This is a genomic window from Streptomyces sp. NBC_01450, assembly GCF_036227505.1.
Taxonomy (GTDB): domain Bacteria; phylum Actinomycetota; class Actinomycetes; order Streptomycetales; family Streptomycetaceae; genus Streptomyces.
The window spans coordinates 8,380,084-8,397,031 of the sequence record NZ_CP109480.1 but is presented as its reverse complement, the minus strand read 5'-3'; the positions used below and the strand labels follow the sequence as shown (position 1 = coordinate 8,397,031).

Sequence of the window (16,948 nt, the reverse complement as noted above, 5' to 3'; positions counted from 1 at the left end):
CCCGCACCCCTGGGGGCGGCCCTTCCTTCGTACGGTCACTTCACGGCCGTACGATCACGCCACGGCCGTACGGTCACTTCACGCCGAACAGTTGCCTCACGGGATCGATCGCGAAGTACACCAGGAACAGCGCCGACACGGCCCACAGCAGCCAGTGGACCTCGCGGATCTTGCCGAGCACCGCCTTGATCACGACGTAGGCGACGAAGCCGGCCCCGATGCCGTTGGTGATCGAGTACGTGAACGGCATCGCCGCGATGGTCAGGAACGCGGGGATCGCGATCTCGTAGTTGTCCCATTCGATGTGCTTGACCTGCGTCATCATCAGGAAGCCGACCGCGACCAGGGCGGGGGCGGCCGCCTGGAGCGGAACGATGGTGAGCAGCGGGGTCAGGAACAGGGCGAGGGCGAACATGCCGCCGGTGATCAGGTTCGAGAAGCCGGTGCGCGAACCCTCGCCGACGCCGGCGGCGGACTCGATGTAGGCGGTGTTGGACGAGGCGGAGGCCGCGCCGCCCGCGACCGCCGCGGCGCCGTCGATGAACAGCACCCGGCCGATGCCGGGCACCTTGCCCTCCTCGTCGAGCAGTCCGGCCTCGGCGCTGATGCCGACGATCGTGCCCATGGCGTCGAAGAAGTCCGACAGGATCAGGGTGAAGATCAGCAGGACGACGGTCAGGGCGCCGGTCTCGCCGAAGCCGCCGAACAGACTGAAGTGACCGACGAGGCCGAAGTCCGGGGTGGCCACCACATCGGAGGGGATCTTCGGCGTGGTCAGGCCCCAACTCTTGATGTCCGCGGCCGAGTTGATGATCACGGCGACCACGGTCATCGTCACGATGCTGATCAGGATGGCGCCCTTGACCTTGCGTGCCATCAGTCCGATGGTGAGCAGCACGCCGAGACAGAAGACCAGCACGGGCCAGCCGGTCAGCGAACCGGTCGCGCCCAACTGCACCGGCACGGTGGTGTTCGCGACATCCGGGATGCGGCTGACGAAACCGGCGTCCACGAAGCCGATGAAGGCGATGAAGAGTCCAATGCCCACACCGATGGCGTGCTTCAGCGGTTGCGGGATGGCGTTCATGACGGCTTCGCGCAGTCCGGTGAGCACCAGTACGCAGATGATCACGCCTTCGATGACCACCAGGCCCATCGCGTCGGGCCAGCTCATCAGCGGGGCGATCTGGAAGGCGACGACGGCGTTCAGGCCGAGGCCCGCGGCGATCGCGAGGGGCAGATTGCCGCCCACGCCCATGATGACGGTCATCACCGCGGCCACCAGGGCGGTGGCCGTGACGAGTTGGGCGCTGTCGAGCTGGTGGCCGAACTTGTCCTTGGCGCTCCCGAGGATGATCGGGTTCAGGACAAGGATGTAGGCCATGGTGAAGAACGTGGCGAATCCGCCACGTATCTCCCGGCCGAAGGTGGAGCCCCGTTCGGAGATTCTGAAGAACCGGTCGACGCTGTTCGCCGCTGGTGGCACGGCACTTGGCCGGTCGGCCACCTTCTGCGATTCGGACATGGCTGATACTCCTTGTGACCTGCGTGCTGGGTGTGCGGATGCTGGCTGGATTGTTCCCGCGTTGAACCGCTTTCAGGTTTTCACCGTGTTACGGAATCAAGTTCGGCCCGCCATACGCTGTTCGAAGCCCTGTACGGATCGCTGGTACGCTCACGCATCTCGCCCCACAGGGGCACCATTTCTTCACGGGTGGCGCACGGGGCCGTATACGCACGCACCCGCACGGGTCGCTCAAAAGCCGCAGCAAGGAGAGGTATCCCGTGGGCACTGTCGTCGACGACGCAGCCTCCGTGGAGTTCCACGCCTTCTTCGAGCGGCACCACGCCGAACTCGCCCGTTTCGCCCATCTGTTGACCGGCGAGGCGGACGCCGCCGACGACCTGGCGGCCGACGCGCTGCTCGCGCTGTGGCACCGCTGGGACCGGGTGCGCGCGGCCGACCACCCGGTGGCCTACGCCCGCGGTGTCGTCGCGAACCTGGCCCGCACCCGGATCCGCGGCGCGGTGCGCGAGCGCAGACGGATCACACTGTTCTGGTCGCAGCGCGAGGACAAGACCGAGAACCCCGACATAGCGGGGAAGATCGATGTCCAGGAGGCGCTGCGCCGGCTGCCGTTCCGTAAGCGCGCGTGTGTCGTGCTTCGGCACGCCTTCGACCTCTCGGAGAAGGACACGGCGCTCGCCCTCGGTGTTTCCGTGGGTACGGTTAAGTCCCAGACGTCGAAGGGCATGGCCGAACTGAAGCGGCTCCTCGGCACCGACGAGGCGCCGATGCGGGTGCACGCCGGTGTGCTGCCCACGGGTGGAGCCGGAGGAAGGGACCGATGAGGAAGGCGCAGGACGTGCCCGACGAGCTGCGCGCCAGGCTGCACGAGGCGGCCGAGGCGCACGAGCCCGACCGCGCGCGCATCCTGGCCCGGGTCGAGCGCGGGATGTCCGGCGCCTCCGAGCGTCGTCCCCGGCGCGCGGCGCGTGGGCCGGTGCTCGGCTGGGCGCGGGTCGCGGGCGCCACGGCCGCAGTCGCGGGCGTCCTCGCGGTCGGCGGCTACTGGGTGGCCGCGGCGGTGCAGGAGAACAGCCCGCCGCAGCAGACGGTCGCGGTCTCGCCGACCCCGGTCGTCTCCCCGGACGCGACGAGCCGCGCGCCCGTCGTGCCGCACCCCTCGCACACCTCGGGCGCCGCGAAGCCGTCCGGCAGGGCGAGCGCCTCTCCCTCGGACACCCCCTCGGCCGCGAAGTCCTCGCCCGCCGCGCCCAAGGCGCCCGCCTCGGGCGACCAGGACGGCTCGCTGTGGTCCGACGGCTCGGTCGATCCGCACAGCAACGACTTCTGGGCGCAGAGCGACGTGACCCTGAAGAACGCCGGCAAACTCACTTCGCTCACCGTCGAGTTGAAGATCAGGCAGACCGGCGAGGTCAGCGACGCGGGCTCCTGGCGCTCGGCACCCGAGAGCGACTTCACGACGACGGTCGCCGAGAAGGACGGCTTCCTCGTCTACACCTGGGTACTCAAGGACGGTCACACCCTCGCGGCCGGCCAGTGGGTCTTCGCGGGCCAGTACAACCACACCCGCGGCGGCCGGGACGCCAAGGACGACCGCTACTCGGCGGACGCGAGGACCACCGACGGCACACTGTCGGTGGCGGGCGACTTCGCCGCCACGAGCGGCACCGACGGCGACTCGTAGAAAATCCCCTCGAAAAAACCTGCGGACGGCGGCAACCCTTTCCTCACCCGCGGCGACCAGGAGACGAACACGTCCCCTTCCCGCAAGGAAGTCCGCTTCATGACTGCACGAGTTGAACAGCGCGTCCGGCACCGTCGTCGCCTCACCGGGCGGCGGACCGTGATCGGTGGCGTCACCGCCCTCGGCATCACCGGGGCCGCGCTCGTCACGACGTCGCTGCTGAGCACGGCGGGCGCGAGTTCCGTCTGGCCGACGGCCAGCGGCAGCAAGGCCGTCTCGAAGACGATCTCGGTCTCGGGCACCTACGACGGCAAGCTGACGAAGTTCTTCGGCAGCGGCTCTCTCGGCACCTCCGACCAGTCGGAGAACCAGGGCCCGGTCTTCGAGCTGAAGGACGGCGCGGTCCTCAAGAACGTCATCATCGGCACCCCGGCCGCCGACGGCGTCCACTGTCTGGGCAGCTGCACGCTGCAGAACGTGTGGTGGCTGGACGTCGGCGAGGACGCGGCCACCTTCAAGGGCAAGTCGTCGTCCGCGCGGTACACCGTCATCGGCGGTGGCGCGCAGAAGGCCTCCGACAAGGTGTTCCAGTTCAACGGCGCCGGCAAGCTCTCCATCAGCGGCTTCCACGTGGAGAACTTCGGCAAGCTGGCGCGCTCCTGCGGCAACTGCAAGACGCAGTACAAGCGCACGATCGTGCTCAGCGACATCGACGCGACCGCCCCGGGCAAGGCGCTGGTCGGCATCAACTCCAACTTCGGTGACACGGCGACGCTGTCGAAGATCCGTGTCACCGGTGACACGAAGAAGAAGCTCAAGACCTGCGTGCGCTTCAAGGGCAACAGCACCGGCAAGGAGCCCACCGAGATCGGCACCGGCGCGGACGGAACCTTTTGCAGGTTCACGTCATCTGACATCACGTACAAGTAAGGGATCTGCTGGCCTGAGCCCCCCTCGGAGCCAGACAGAGGAACGCCCCCGCCGGTGACGACCGGCGGGGGCGTCTTCCTTCCCTCGTGCGTCAGTTCATGGTCGAGCCGATGGTCGTCGAGCCCGTCGTCAGGAACGTGGTCGCCGGCAGCGAACCGCTCGACGAGCGGGCCCCGTACGCCGTGGTCGCGTCCGTCGACCTGAAGGACGGCGTCGAGGTGCCGCTGTCCCAGTTGTTGGCCGCGGAGACCGTGGCGGAGCCGAGCTTGTCCAGGCCCCCCTTGTTGCTCACCGCGAGGTTCCTGGCCAGCCGCGCCTTGCCCGTCGCGAAGAAGAAGCCCGCGTCGGTGTTGGCGTAAGCGGTGTTGCGGTTGAGGACGATGGCACCGGTGTTGGAGTTCTCGGTGAAGCCGTTGCCCGCGTTGTCCCAGGCGGCGTCGTTGTTCACGACATGGGCGACCGAGGCTCCGCCGCCGCCGAGCTTGAAGCCGTTGCCGTTGCCCTCGAAGGCGGAGTCGTTCCAGCGGTTCTTGCCGTTGCCGTACGACCACGAGTGCTCGATGGTGATCGGCGAGGAGAACTGCCAGAGGTCGAGGCCGTCGTCCGCGTTGTTGTAGAGGCGCGCGCCGGTGACCTTGTTGCCGGTGCCTGAGCCGAACTTGATGGCGATCCCGTCGGCGTTCTGGCCGTGGTTGGCGGCGTCGTAGTTGCCGTAACTGTCCAGGTTCTGCACGAGGTTGCCGGTCGTGCCGTCGCCGCGCAGCGTGAAGCCCGAGTCGCCGTTGTTCGCGGTGACGAGGTTCTTGAAGACTCCGCCGACGGAGGAGGTGGCGACGAAGCCCTGGGCGGGCGAGTTCTGCCAGGTGATGTTCTGGACGGTCCAGTAGTCGCCGTAGATCCCGGCCAGCCAGGAGCCGGCGGGCAGCTTGGAGCCGTCGATCCTCACCTTCTCGCTGCCGTACGCGGTGAGCGTGATCCGCGCGGAACCGGTGCCGTTCGCCGTCGACTTCAGCGTGGCCGTCGGGTAGTACGTGCCGCCGCGCACCTGGATGGTCGTGCCCGCGGCGGCATCGGCGACGGCCGTCTGGAGCTGCGCGGTGGTGGACACGGTGACCGTGGTGCCGGCCGCCTGCGCCGAGCCGTTGTTCGCGAGGCCGAGGTAGACGCCACCCGCCCCCGCGGCGACGGCCACCGCGGCGGCGATCGAGAGCGTACGAGTCCTGCGGTGGCGTCCGGTGCTCACAAGCACGGGGGCGTTCCTTTCCTGGGGGGACGGGAGACGAAGCGGGCCGGAGGGGCCGCTTCGGCCCGCTTCTGCTGCCTGGTCGCCGCCGTGGCGGGAAAAGTTGCCGAGGGCTCACGAAAGAGGTCGAAACTTTCGCTGGCCGTCGTGCCACCTTCATCAATTGACGCGCTGTCCCCCACTGGCAACACTCCGAGAGCGCTTCCCCCACAGAATCCACCAGACTCCGACAGGATGTGTCATGCGACGCCGCACCGCCCGCGCGCTCCTGATCCCCGTCCTCGCGCTCCTCCTGGGCCTGCTGGCCGCCCCACCGAGCCCCGCGTCACCGTCACCTTCGGGAGCACCGCACGTGAACGAACCCAAGTACGCCGGCTATCTCTTCGCCTACTTCACCGGCGAGGGCACCGCCGACGGCGAGCAGATCCGCTACGCCCTCAGCCGCGGCAACGACCCGCTGCACTGGCGGGAGTTGAACGCGGGCCGGCCCGTCCTGACCTCCACCGTCGGCGAGAAGGGCCTGCGCGACCCGTTCGTGATCCGCTCCCCCAAGGGCGACAAGTTCTTCCTCATCGCCACCGACCTGAAGATGTACCAGAACTCCAGCGGCAGCTGGGACTACGTGCAGCGGCACGGCAGCAGATCCATCATGATCTGGGAGTCCACCGACCTGGTGCACTGGACCGACCAGCGCCTGGTGAAGGTCGCCCCCGACAACGCGGGCAACACCTGGGCGCCGGAGGCCTACTGGGACGACTCCCTCGGTGAGTACGTCGTCTTCTGGGCGTCCAAGCTGTACGCCGACGACGACCCGGACCACACCGGATCGACGTACAACAAGATGCTGTACGCCACCACGAAGGACTTCCGCACCTTCAGCGAACCGAAGGTCTGGGACGACCCGGGCTACTCGGTGATCGACTCGACGGTCATCAAGAACAAGGGCAGTTACTACCGCTACACCAAGGACGAGCGCGATCCGAGCTCCTCCAGCCCCTGCTCGAAGTTCATCACCGGCGAGAAGTCGACCTCGCTGACCAGCACCACGTACGACTTCGTCTCGGACTGCATCGGCAGCGGCTCGATCGACCGCGGCGAGGGCCCGACGGTCTTCAAGTCCAACACCGAGAACAAGTGGTACCTGTTCATCGACGAGTACGGCAGCCGCGGTTACGTCCCCTTCGAGACGACCGACCTCGACTCGGGCAAGTGGACCATGTCGACCAACTACCAGTTGCCGGCCAGCCCCCGGCACGGCACGGTGATGCCCGTGACCCAGGCGGAGTACGACCGCCTGCTGGCCGCCTACCCGGTGACCGGCACGTCGGTCGTGGACGCGACCGCGAAGGGCCAGAACGGGTACGCGATCGTCACCGAGTCGGCCTCGAAGGTCGTCCTGCCGATGAAGCCGGACGCGGACCTCAGGCACCTCGCCCCCACCCTCGCGGTCGGCGCGGGCGCGAAGATCAGCCCGGCCTCGGGCACACACCGGGACTTCCGCACCCCGCGCACGTACACCGTGACGGCCCCGGACGGGACGAGCCGGACCTGGACGGTGGAGGCGGTACCCACCCGCAGCCCGGTCCTGCCCGGCCTCAACGCCGATCCGGACGTCCATTACCTCGACGGCCAGTACTGGATCTATCCGACGACGGACGGCTACGCGGGCTGGAGCGGGACGAGCTTCAAGGCGTACTCGTCGAAGGACCTGGTCCACTGGAAGGACCACGGTGTGATCCTGGACCTGGGACCCGATGTGTCCTGGGCGGACAAGAACGCCTGGGCCCCGGCGATCGCCGAACGCGACGGCAAGTACTACTTCTACTTCTGTGCCGAGCAGCAGATCGGCGTGGCGGTGGCCGACTCCCCGGCCGGTCCCTTCAAGGACGCGCTGGGCAAACCCCTTGTCGCCAAGGGACAGTTGACGGGCCAGATGATCGACCCGGCGGTGTTCACGGACGACGACGGTCAGTCGTACCTGTACTGGGGCAACGGCCACGGGTACGTGGTGCCGCTGAACGCCGACATGGTGTCGTTCGACGCCTCGAAGGTGCGGGACATCACGCAGCCCGGCTTCCGTGAGGGATCCTTCGTCGTCAAGCGGCAGGGCACGTACTACTTCATGTGGTCCGAGGACGACACCCGCAGTGAGGACTACCACGTCGCCTACGCGACCGGACCGTCCCCGCTCGGTCCGTGGACCAAGCGGGGCACGATCCTGTCCAAGCGCCCGGAGTACGGCATCAAGGGCACCGGACACCACTCCGTGGTGAACGTCCCCGGCACCGACGACTGGTACATCGTCTACCACCGGTTCGCCCTGAACGGCCCCGGGAAGGCGGGCGGGGACGGCACGCACCGGGAGACCACCATCGACCGCATGGAGTTCGCGGCCGACGGATCGATCGAACCGGTAGTGCCGACCCTGGGGTCGATCCGCCCCGTGCGGACCGAGTACTGAGTACTAGCTGACGAAGTACGTCGGGTTCGGGACCTTGAACGTCTTGTCGGCGTAGCCGCCGTCGAGGTCGGAGTACTGGTCGCCGAAGTTGGCGACGATGTCGTACCCGAGGGACTCGATGTGCTGACGGGTGCCGGACTTGTACTGCACGGTGGTGCAGTTCCAGGCGGCGGCCGTGGCGCAGGCGCTCAGGTAGGCCGGCGGGTTGGCCGCGTCCTTGAGGAACATGTGGGCGGCGTCGAGGTTGATGTCGGCGCCGACCTTCTTCAGGTTCGTGACCGCGTCGACGCGCTGCGACTCCTTCAGGCCCGAGTTGTAGAAGACCTCGACACCCTTGGACTTGGCGTACGCGACGAGTTCGGGGGTGCCGAAGACGGCCGGACGGTCGGCCTGCGCCACGTACGCCGCCCAGGAGGCCGAGTTGTACGTGTAGTTGGTCTTCTTCTCGTAGTCGAGGGAGAGCAGCAGCGTGTCGTCGATGTCGAAGACGACGGCGGGCTTCTGGCCCCGGTGCTTCGCCTTGTGCGCCGCCTTGTCGAGGTAACGCTTGGCGTCCGACTCCAGGCGCGACAGGTCCTTGGCGTACTGGCTGTCCTTGGACGCCTGGTACACGCCGTTGCTGTCGAGCGTGGTGCCGTAGTAGGTGTCGATGTCCTTGACTAGGAGCCCGATGTTGTAGGGCTCGTGGGTCGAGTTGGCCGTCGACTGGCCGGCCGTGGCGACGCCCGTGCCGTAGAGGGCGCCACCGGCGACGGCACAAGCGGCAGCGATGGCTGCCGCTCTGAGGGATTTCCGCATGGATTCTCCGAATCTGAGTGATGGGTGACCAGGTCATTCCAGACCAGGTCAGGGACTGTCTACGCGCATCACGCATGCCATGCGAGAGGCTTTATCCGATCGAGACCTCACTCACGGGTGACGTCTCCCGAGTTCGGGGACGCCTACTCGCCGATGCACTGGAAGACAGAGAGCGCGGCGGCCACCTTCGTACTCGAGCATCCACGAGGCCATGAACGACCTGGCGGCAACGGGAACCTTGACCTTCTCCCACGACGCGGCGGGCCGCGAGACGGAGCGCCGTGTCGGCGCGGACGTGACGCTCGCACAGAGCTGGACCACGACGCAGTCCCTGACGTCGACGTCGGGGGCGACCGTAGCGGACCACCATCTCCAGCACCGCACCTATGCCTACCGGGCCGACGGCTATCTCACCCTGGCCGAGCGGACCGCACCGGACGGCCGCGTCAGCACCTGGGACTACGCACCGGACAGCCACCGCCCGGTCGGCACGCCCACGGAACTGGTCTCGGCGACCGGGGACTTGGCCTGGCAACGGCGTACCCCCCTCTGGGGCACCGGCTTCCCGTCTCCGCAGGACGACGAGGCGACGGTCGACTGCCCGTTGCGTCTCCCGGGGCAGGACCAGTTGCAGGGTGACGCCACATCGATCGAGGCCACGTTGAACGAATTCCGGCTGTGGGAGTGCATCGACATTCCGGAAGACGGCGAATCCGAGGCCGGCGGCCTCGCTCTCGCGGAGGAGATCGCGGTTTCCTGGCGCCGGTGCCTGAGCGAGACATTCCCGGACCGCGCATTCACCGTCGTGGCCTCCGCGACGGAGGACGGCCCCGTCGTGAGTTCCGTGACGATCCGGTGAACCCGCACGGCCCCTCGCCGGTCCTCCTCGCCGTGTTCCTGCTGGGTGGCCTGGTCGCCCTCTGGTGCGGGGTGGGCTGGGCGGCGATGGGGCGCCCGGGCGGGTCGCCCACCCTTTTCGCGACGCCTGACCATCTCCGTTTCCTGGGGGACGTCGGCGTAGGTACGGGAAGCGGTCGGCCCTGCCGCTTCCCGCACGGAACGGTTGCCGAGAGCTAGTTCATCGTGGCGCCGATCGTCGTGCTGCCCGTCGTCAGGAACGTCGTCGCGGGCAGTGAGCCGTCGGACTTACGGGCGTTGTACGTCGTCGACGCGTCCGTGGAGACGAAGGACGGGGTGGAGATGCCCGAGTCCCAGTTGTTGCCGGAGGACGTGACCGAGGAGCCCTTGGAGACGGCCGCGCTGCCGTTGCCGACGGCCAGGTTCTTGCCGAGCTTCGCGGAGCTGGTGGCGAAGTAGTAGCCGTACTTGCCGTTGGCGTACGCGGTGGTGCGGTTGATCACGATCGAGCCGGTGTTGGAGTTCTCGGTGAAGCCGTTGCCCGCGTCGTCCCAGGCGGCAGAGTTGTTGACCACGTGCGCGACGACCTCGCCGTCGCCGCCCAGTTTGTAGCCGTTGCCGTCGCCCGCGAAGGCCGAGTCGCCCCAGCGGTTCTTGCCGTTGCCGAAGGACCAGGTGTGCTCGACGGTGACGGGCGACGAGAAGGACCAGAAGTCGATGCCGTCGTCCGAGTTGTTGTACAGGCGGGCGCCGGTGATCAGGTTGCCGGTGCCCGAGCCGAACTTCACCGCGACGCCGTCCGCGTTCTCGCCATGGGTGGCGGCGTCGTAGTTGCCGTACGAGTCGAGGTTCTTGACCGTGTTGTTGACGGTGCCGTCACCCGTGAGCGTGAAGCCGGAGTCGCCGCCGTTGATGGTCTTGATGTTGTTCCAGTTCGTGCCGGTGCAGGACTGGCAGACGACCGCGCTGTCCGGGGAGTTCTGGAAGGTGAGGTTGGAGACGTTCCAGTAGTCGGCGGTCAGCTTGAAGATCCAGTCCCCGGCGGGCAGCGACGAGCCGTCGATCTTCACCGTCTCCGAGCCGTACGCCTGGAGGGTGACGGGGCTCGACGAGGTGCCGTTGGCGGTCGACTGGAGGGTGGCCGTCGGGTAGTACGTGCCGGCGCGCACCTGGATGACGGTGCCGGCGGTGGCGTTCTTGATGGCGCTGGTGAGATCGGCCGTGGTGCTGACGACGACGGTCGCCGCCTGGGCCTGGGTGGGCAGGACGGCGAGTCCTGCGCCGAGCGCCAGGGTGGCGCCCAGAGCGAGAGCGGTTCGACGAGACATGGAGTGCGGTCCTTTCGTCGATGCGGGTGGGTGGAGCTAACGGGGTGGTCGGTGCGGGGACATCACGGGCGCCAGTCGCCGAGATACACCGCACGCGTGTGCGACGCGGCTTCCGTGTCCGTGAGCTGGGGACGGTTCTCCGGGACGGTGATCTCCGCGCCGGGGCCGGTATCGCGGTACTCGCGAAAGCGCATGGACTGCCAGGGGTAGGCCGCGCGCATGTCGACGTAGGGCGCCACCGCGTCGATGCCGGGGCCGAGTTCCGTCTCCCGTACGACCAGGGACGGCCAGGCCGTCGTCTCGTACGACGGCACCCACGGCCGCGCGATCTTGTACGCCCCGTCCTCCGCGCCGGAGGTGACCCGGCTGCGGACCGCCAGGAAGCCGTGCGGGTTGGCGCGGGCCGTGGAGGGCGCGAAGACCATCCCCTCGGGCTTGAAAGCGACGTCCCGGTCGAGGGTGTGGAAGTGGCAGCGCTCGAAGACGGCGGTGGCCCGCCCGAAGACGAAGTCGACGTCGCCCTCGATGTAGCAGTCGCGGTAGTACTGGCGGTCGAAGGCGGTCAGGGCCGTCGTGTCCGCGAACAGGGTGTCCTGGTGTGCCAGCAGACGGACGCGGGTGAAGGACGAGCGGTCCCCGGTGACGTACGCCGCCACCGCCTGCGTCCCGGTGATGTCCGGGTGGTCCGCGCGCAGCCAGTCGTTGGCGAGCGTCAGCCCGTGCACCGTGAGCCCCGGCGCCGCCGAGGTGAAGGTGGCGGAGCCCGCGGTGCCGTACGTCCCCGAGCCGTCCGGCTTCCGGGTCCCGTTGGCGCGGTCGAAGACGATGACGGCGTCGCGCGGGTCGCGGGTGGCGCCACGCACTGTCAGGCCGGCCTTGTCGGCGGGGATGTTCACGACCTCGCGGTACGTGCCCGGGTGCACGACGATCGTCCAGCCGGCTCCGGTCACCGCGTCGACGGCGGCCTGGACCGAGTCACCGGGGCGGACGTGCAGCACCCGGCGTCCGCCCGCGAAGGCGGGAGTCGCACCGAGGACCGTGAGAGCACCGGCCGTGGCGAGGAAGGCGCGTCGGCGCATCTTCAGCACCCCTTCCACGGCGTCCACTCGCCGAGGTACGCCTCGCGGGTCGCCGACTCGGCCTCGTCGGGGCTCAGTTGGGGACGGTTCTCGGGGATGGTGATCACGGCCCCCGGACCCGTGTTCCGGTACTCGGCGAAGCGCTGGCGCTGCCAGGGGTAGGTGTCCGCCATGTCGGTGTAGGGCGCGACCGCGTCGATCCCGGCGGCGAGGCGGGTGTCGCGGACGGTCAGCATCGGCCGGGCGGTGGTGTCCGAGCCGGGCACCCAGGGGCGGGCGAGCTTGTAGTACGCGTCGGGGGCCGCGCTGCTGACACGGCTGTGGGTGACCAGGTAGCCGCGCGGGTTGGCGAGGGCGGTGGAGGGGGCGAAGACGAAGCCGTACGGGGCGGATGCGAGGTCGGTGCGGTCCAGGGTGCGGAAGTGGCAGCGCTCGAAGACGGCGGTCGCCCGGCCGAAGACGAAGTCCACGTCACCCTCGACGTAACAGTCGCGGTAGTACTGGCGGGCGAAGGTGCCGAGCGCGATCGAGTCGGCGTACAGCGTGTCCTGGTGGCCCAGGAACCGGCACCCCACGAAGGCCGAGCGGTCGCCCTGGACCTTGATGGCGACGGCCTGGGTGCCGGTGATCTCGGGGTGGTCGGCGCGTAGGAAGTCGTTGGCGAAGGTGACCGAGCGGGCGGTGAACCCGTCGGCCTGCACGGTGGTGGTGGCCGACCCGGTGGTCCCGTAGGTGCCGCCGCCGGGTTTCGGGGTGCCGTTGGCGTTGTCGTACACGACGACGACGTCACGCGGGTCCCCGGAGGCGCCGATCCAGGTCATCTCCGTACGGGCGACGCTGACGGCGACCGTCTCGCGGTACGTTCCCGGCGCGATGACCAGGTTGTATCCCGCCCCTCCCCCGGTGCTTGACGCCTGGGAGGTGCCCCCGGCGGCGCTGACGGCGGCCTGGACGGTGGTGTGGTCGCCGAGGCCGCCGGGGTGGACGTACAGGGTCCGCTCGGTGAGACGGGCCGACGGTGAGCCGTAGCGCCCGAAGGGGGAGCGCCCCTGGGCCCGCGCGGGGGCCGTGAGGCCGAGCGCGAGAGCGGCTCCGGCACCGGCGGCGAGGAAGGTTCTGCGACTGGGGGTGGTGCGGGAGAGCATGACGATGCTCCTTCGCTGTACGGCGGCTCAAGAGCCCCGCGGGCTCCGCGGGGAAAGGGGCCGGAGCGGCGCGCCCTGGGTGATGGGCGGGTGCGGAGCCGCTCCGGCCTGACCAGGAGATGGGTCGCAGGTGGGTCGGTCAGGCGTGGGTCCGGCGAAGGTCCGACGTGGGTCAGCAGATCTTTCCGGCGCCCGCCCCGTGGTCCACGATCCGCGGCACCGCCCTCGGTGAGTCGACGTTCGTCCGCAGGGTCGGCGTCCATCCGGCCCCGGACTGCAGCGTCTCCGCGGGGATCTCCGCGTTGTGCACGGCGATCAGGTCGGTGGCCACCCCGTTGACGTAGTTGTCCGCGGCGGTGAGCGGCGCCTCCTTCCACTTCTTCAGGACGGTCGCCGCGCTGACCCCGGCGGGCAGCGTGAACGCGTTGTGCTCGGCGACGAGTTGGGACTCCATGCCGATGCCGTAGCTGTAGGAGTAGCCGTCGTCCGCGACGAAGTGGTTGTTGTACGAGTCGACCTGGCCGAAGCGGACGCGGGGAGCGCGCTCGACGAGGTTCGAGAACAGGTTGTGGTGGAAGGTGACCTTGAGGTGGCCCCGGTCGACCGCCGCGGTGGACGCGCTGTCGCTGTTGCCGATGAGGATCGTCTTGTCGTGGTCGGTGAAGACGTTCCAGGAGGCGGTCACGTAGTCCGCGCCCTTGACGATGTCCAGCTCGCCGTCGTGCTGCTCGAAGATCCGGCCGAAGTACGTGGGCAGCGTGCTGTCGGGGTGGTCTCCGTCGGTGAAGGTGTTGTGGTCCAGCCAGATGTGCGTGGAGCCGTAGACCACCGCGCTGTCGTACTCGGAGTTCCAGTTGCCGACGGAGGTGTCGGTCGGGTCCCACTGGGGGAAGCAGTCGAGCGGGCTCTCGAAGGTGAGGTTGCGGACGATGACGTTGTCCACGGCCTTGATCTGGAGGCTGGCGCCCTTGAACCCCGCGTCCTCGCCGAGGCCGACGAGGGTGGTGTTGGCGGGGATCTCCGCCTTGATGGCGGTGTCCTGGTTGGCGGCGGAGGCGCGGCGCAGGCCTTCGGGGCTGTCGTCGGGCTCGGCGTCCAGATTGGTGCCGTATCCCCAGTTCTCCGGCGAGTACTTCCGCAGGTAGGCGTCGAAGTCGTAGCCCGGCGCGGCGAAGGATTCGCAGCCCTCGGCGTTGGCGTCGATCGTGCCCTTCACCCGGATGATCTTCGGGGCCGTGCCGCCGTCCTTGAGCGCGGCCTTGAACTCGGCCCAGGTGGTGACGGTGTACACGTGAGCGGCGTCGGCCGCCGCGCCGCCGGAGGTTCCCGTGCCGTCCGAGGCCCAGCCGTCACCGGCGGCAAGGGTCCCCCGCCCGAGGTCGCTCGACCGGGCCTGGGCCTGGGCGGTGGTGCCGGTGACGGCGAGAGCCAGAGCGGTGCAACCGACCAGCAGGGCCGTCGCCGCCGGTCTCACTTTGGCACGTCCTGTGGCATGCGCATGCCATATCTGTGTGTTCATTGTGCGGCTCTCCTTCTGGCGGAGGTTCTGTGGAAGGGGGTTACGCCGGGGCGTCGGGCCAGGTGATCCAGGACTCGGGGACTTCCTCGTCGAGCCGGCGCACGTCCCGGTGTGCCAGCACCCGGCGGTGCAGCAGCTCGGCCGCGACGAGCCGGGCCACGGCGATCGCACCCGGCGGGTTGAAGTGGGTGTTGTCCTGCTCGGTCGCGGTCCAGTTGAAGTACTTCTTGGTCTCCTCGACGCCGAGCCCCTGCCACAGGGCGATCGACAGGGCCTGGATGTCGAGCAGCGCCACGCACTCCTCCTCGGCGAGGGCGCGCACCGCCGCCGGGTAGTCGCCGTGGGTCGGCACGGCGTTGCCGTCCGCGTCGAACTTTCTGCGCTCCACGGAGGTGGCGAGCACCGGCCGCGCGCCACGGGCCCGCGCCCCGTCGACGTACTGCCGCAGGTAGTCCTGGTACGTCGTCCAGGGCTCGGTGTAGCGCGTCGGGTCGGCGCTCTTCTCGTCGTTGTGCCCGAACTGGATGAGCAGGAAGTCGCCGGGACGGATCGCCCCGAGGATGACGTCGAGCCGTCCCTCGTCGACGAAACTCTTCGAACTCCGCCCGTTCACGGCGTGGTTGGCGACGCCCAAGTGCTCCCGCAGGAAGAACGGAAGCGCCATGCCCCACCCGGTCTCGGGCGCGGCGTCCGCGTACTTCTGGGCGGCGGTGGAGTCACCGGCGATGTAGAGGGTGCGGCGACGCTGGGCGGCTTGTGCGGTGCCGGTTGCCGCAAGGGCGACCGGAACGGCGGCAAGGGCCGCCGAGGTGACCTGTCTACGCGTAAGGGACACGAACGTGCGCCTTTCAAGCAGAGGGGGGACCCGCGCCCCGTCTTTCAGGGGCGCGGGGCTGTATCAATGTGCGGCTCCGCCGCGTGGGCGCGACCAGCCACACCCGGCCCGCGGTCGCCACACAACCTCGAAGACCACGAACCGACCGCACCCGGCCCGACCAGCGGAGCTAGTGGTTCGCCTTCCAGTCCGCCTGCGCCTTGTTCAACTGGTCGGCCACCGTGTCCAGGAACTGCTTCGCGCTCATCTTCCCGAGCAGCAGCTTCTGGAAGTTCGGCTCGTTGTCGGACTTGGAGATCGTGTTCCAGTCCGGCAGGTAGTACGGCAGCTGCACGATCTTGGTACCGGCCCCGTTCAGCGCCTCCGCGGCCAGCTTCGTGGGCTCGGCCTGCTGGATCCACGCGTCCTTCGCGGCGTCGGTGTTCGCCGGGACCTGCCCCGCCGACTCGTTGAACTTGGAGTTCTCCGCCGCCGAGACGGCGAACTCGATGAACTTCCAGGCGGCCGCCTTGTTCTTGCTGGACTTGAACAGGCTCATCCCGTCGACCGGGTTGGACACCTGCACGCGCGCGCCGCTGTCCAGCGTCGGGTTCGGGATACCGCGGAACTTCTCCGCGCCCAGCGCCTTCACGTGGTCCTGGTAGGAGCCGAGGTTGTGGCTGAGCATGCCGATGGTGCCGCTGTCCCACTGGGCGACCATCTTGGTGAAGTCGTTGTTGACGTCGGCGGACGGGGTGTCCTTCTTGTACAGGGCGATGTACTTCTCGAGGGCGGCGACGTTCTTCGGGTCGTTGACGGTGGTCTTGTCGCCGTTCCAGAACGAGGTGATACCGGTCTGGCCGTAGACCGCGTCGAGCGCCGGCGCGATGGCCCCCTCGCCGCCCCGGATGGTGAAGCCGAACTTGTTCTTGCCCTTGTCGGTGAGCTTGTCGGCGGCGTCGTAGAACTTCGACCAGGTGGTCGGGGCGTCCAGGCCCGCCGCCTTGAACAGATCCGTGCGGTACCACAGCGTGCCGTTGTTGGCGGAGGTCGGCACCTGGTAGAGGGTGTCACCGCCGCCCGCGGACCGGCTGACGTCGAGCAGGTTCTGGCTCAGCTTGCCGTTCAGCGAGCTCCCCTTGAGCCGGCTGTCCAGCGGCTCCAGCGCTCCCTGGACGGCGACCTCGGCGAGCATCGCGGTACCCACGCCGCCGACGTCGGGCAGGCCGCCGCCCTGGATGGCGGTGTCGTACTTCGACTGGGCGCTCGCCGCCGGGATGCCGACGTACTTGACCTTGATGTCCGGGTACTTCTTCTCGAAGTCCGCGATGATCTGCTTCCAGATGTCGGTGCGGACGCCGCCGTTGTTGTCCCAGAAGGTGATCTCGCCCTTGCCGGAGCCCTCGGTGCCCTTGTCGCCCGCCGCGCCGCTGCCGTTGTCGCCGCAGGCGGTGGCGGTGAGCGCGAGCACGGAGCCCAGGGCGACGACCGTCGCGGCACGCCCGGTTCTGTGAATGGTGATCTTCATTGATCGGCTCTCTTCTTCTGGCTGACGGGTGAG

At 68.6% G+C, this 16,948-nt stretch carries 14 protein-coding genes; 5 read left to right on the top strand and 9 right to left on the bottom strand.

Annotation, left to right across the window (positions count from 1 at the left end; all coding sequences use genetic code 11):
* Nucleotides 1-73: 73 nt before the first annotated feature.
* Nucleotides 74-1,525: an NCS2 family permease gene (locus OG568_RS37275; RefSeq protein ID WP_266415421.1), complete on the bottom strand. Its 1,452-nt coding sequence runs from the start codon at nucleotides 1,523-1,525 to the stop codon at nucleotides 74-76.
* A 260-nt stretch (nucleotides 1,526-1,785) separates the two neighbouring features.
* Between OG568_RS37275 and OG568_RS37270 the strand changes: the two genes are divergently transcribed.
* The 3 genes from OG568_RS37270 (at nucleotide 1,786) to OG568_RS37260 (ending at nucleotide 4,142) form a co-directional block, all read left to right on the top strand.
* Entirely contained in the window at nucleotides 1,786-2,352 is a 567-nt protein-coding gene (locus tag OG568_RS37270) for a SigE family RNA polymerase sigma factor (RefSeq protein WP_329534727.1), read from the top strand.
* Nucleotides 2,349-3,212 carry a hypothetical protein gene (locus tag OG568_RS37265; RefSeq protein ID WP_329534726.1) on the top strand — a complete coding sequence of 288 codons (864 nt, stop codon included), beginning with the start codon at nucleotides 2,349-2,351 and terminating at the stop codon, nucleotides 3,210-3,212. The genes OG568_RS37270 and OG568_RS37265 overlap by 4 nt, the downstream gene beginning before the upstream one ends.
* Nucleotides 3,213-3,311: 99 nt before the next feature.
* Nucleotides 3,312-4,142 carry a pectate lyase gene (locus tag OG568_RS37260; RefSeq protein WP_329534725.1) on the top strand — a complete coding sequence of 277 codons (831 nt, stop codon included), beginning with the start codon at nucleotides 3,312-3,314 and terminating at the stop codon, nucleotides 4,140-4,142.
* Between the two features lie 91 nt (nucleotides 4,143-4,233).
* On the opposite strand, the gene OG568_RS37255 is transcribed toward OG568_RS37260, so the two are convergent.
* On the bottom strand, nucleotides 4,234-5,391 hold the full coding sequence (locus OG568_RS37255; protein WP_329534724.1) for a right-handed parallel beta-helix repeat-containing protein: 1,158 nt from the start codon (nucleotides 5,389-5,391) through the stop codon (nucleotides 4,234-4,236).
* Between the two features lie 235 nt (nucleotides 5,392-5,626).
* On the opposite strand from OG568_RS37255, the gene OG568_RS37250 reads away from it, so the two are divergent.
* Nucleotides 5,627-7,846: a family 43 glycosylhydrolase gene (locus OG568_RS37250; protein ID WP_329534723.1), complete on the top strand. Its 2,220-nt coding sequence runs from the start codon at nucleotides 5,627-5,629 to the stop codon at nucleotides 7,844-7,846.
* Nucleotides 7,847-7,849: 3 nt separating this feature from the next.
* Here the strand turns inward: OG568_RS37250 and OG568_RS37245 are convergent, their stop codons facing one another.
* Complete coding sequence (locus tag OG568_RS37245) at nucleotides 7,850-8,644, bottom strand: HAD family acid phosphatase (RefSeq protein ID WP_329534722.1); 795 nt, start codon at nucleotides 8,642-8,644, stop codon at nucleotides 7,850-7,852.
* Between the two features lie 211 nt (nucleotides 8,645-8,855).
* Between OG568_RS37245 and OG568_RS37240 the strand changes: the two genes are divergently transcribed.
* Nucleotides 8,856-9,503 (top strand): hypothetical protein, encoded by a 648-nt coding sequence (locus OG568_RS37240; RefSeq protein WP_329534721.1) that lies wholly within the window; start codon nucleotides 8,856-8,858, stop codon nucleotides 9,501-9,503.
* 214 nt (nucleotides 9,504-9,717) lie between these two features.
* Here OG568_RS37240 and OG568_RS37235 read toward each other — a convergent pair whose 3' ends face one another.
* The 6 genes from OG568_RS37235 to OG568_RS37210 form a co-directional block, all read right to left on the bottom strand.
* On the bottom strand, nucleotides 9,718-10,830 hold the full coding sequence (locus tag OG568_RS37235) for a right-handed parallel beta-helix repeat-containing protein (protein WP_266415406.1): 1,113 nt from the start codon (nucleotides 10,828-10,830) through the stop codon (nucleotides 9,718-9,720).
* A gap of 62 nt (nucleotides 10,831-10,892) precedes the next feature.
* Nucleotides 10,893-11,909 carry a pectinesterase family protein gene (locus OG568_RS37230; RefSeq protein ID WP_329534720.1) on the bottom strand — a complete coding sequence of 339 codons (1,017 nt, stop codon included), beginning with the start codon at nucleotides 11,907-11,909 and terminating at the stop codon, nucleotides 10,893-10,895.
* A gap of 2 nt (nucleotides 11,910-11,911) precedes the next feature.
* Nucleotides 11,912-13,054 (bottom strand): pectinesterase family protein, encoded by a 1,143-nt coding sequence (locus tag OG568_RS37225; protein ID WP_329534719.1) that lies wholly within the window; start codon nucleotides 13,052-13,054, stop codon nucleotides 11,912-11,914.
* A gap of 172 nt (nucleotides 13,055-13,226) precedes the next feature.
* Entirely contained in the window at nucleotides 13,227-14,573 is a 1,347-nt protein-coding gene (locus OG568_RS37220) for a pectate lyase family protein (RefSeq protein WP_329534718.1), read from the bottom strand.
* 40 nt (nucleotides 14,574-14,613) lie between these two features.
* Entirely contained in the window at nucleotides 14,614-15,408 is a 795-nt protein-coding gene (locus OG568_RS37215) for a rhamnogalacturonan acetylesterase (protein WP_329534717.1), read from the bottom strand.
* A gap of 169 nt (nucleotides 15,409-15,577) precedes the next feature.
* A complete protein-coding gene (locus OG568_RS37210; RefSeq protein ID WP_266415398.1) occupies nucleotides 15,578-16,915 on the bottom strand; it encodes an ABC transporter substrate-binding protein in 1,338 nt (445 codons plus the stop codon).
* Between the last annotated feature and the right edge of the window lie 33 nt (nucleotides 16,916-16,948).

Coding starts and splice junctions, on each gene's coding strand:
- OG568_RS37275 (WP_266415421.1), bottom strand. CDS start 1,525: ATGTCCGAATCGCAGAAGGTGGCCGACCGGCCAAGTGCCGTGCCACCA.
- OG568_RS37265 (WP_329534726.1), top strand. CDS start 2,349: ATGAGGAAGGCGCAGGACGTGCCCGACGAGCTGCGCGCCAGGCTGCAC.
- OG568_RS37260 (WP_329534725.1), top strand. CDS start 3,312: ATGACTGCACGAGTTGAACAGCGCGTCCGGCACCGTCGTCGCCTCACC.
- OG568_RS37250 (WP_329534723.1), top strand. CDS start 5,627: ATGCGACGCCGCACCGCCCGCGCGCTCCTGATCCCCGTCCTCGCGCTC.
- OG568_RS37245 (WP_329534722.1), bottom strand. CDS start 8,644: ATGCGGAAATCCCTCAGAGCGGCAGCCATCGCTGCCGCTTGTGCCGTC.
- OG568_RS37240 (WP_329534721.1), top strand. CDS start 8,856: ATGAACGACCTGGCGGCAACGGGAACCTTGACCTTCTCCCACGACGCG.
- OG568_RS37235 (WP_266415406.1), bottom strand. CDS start 10,830: ATGTCTCGTCGAACCGCTCTCGCTCTGGGCGCCACCCTGGCGCTCGGC.
- OG568_RS37230 (WP_329534720.1), bottom strand. CDS start 11,909: ATGCGCCGACGCGCCTTCCTCGCCACGGCCGGTGCTCTCACGGTCCTC.
- OG568_RS37225 (WP_329534719.1), bottom strand. CDS start 13,054: ATGCTCTCCCGCACCACCCCCAGTCGCAGAACCTTCCTCGCCGCCGGT.
- OG568_RS37220 (WP_329534718.1), bottom strand. CDS start 14,573: ATGAACACACAGATATGGCATGCGCATGCCACAGGACGTGCCAAAGTG.
- OG568_RS37210 (WP_266415398.1), bottom strand. CDS start 16,915: ATGAAGATCACCATTCACAGAACCGGGCGTGCCGCGACGGTCGTCGCC.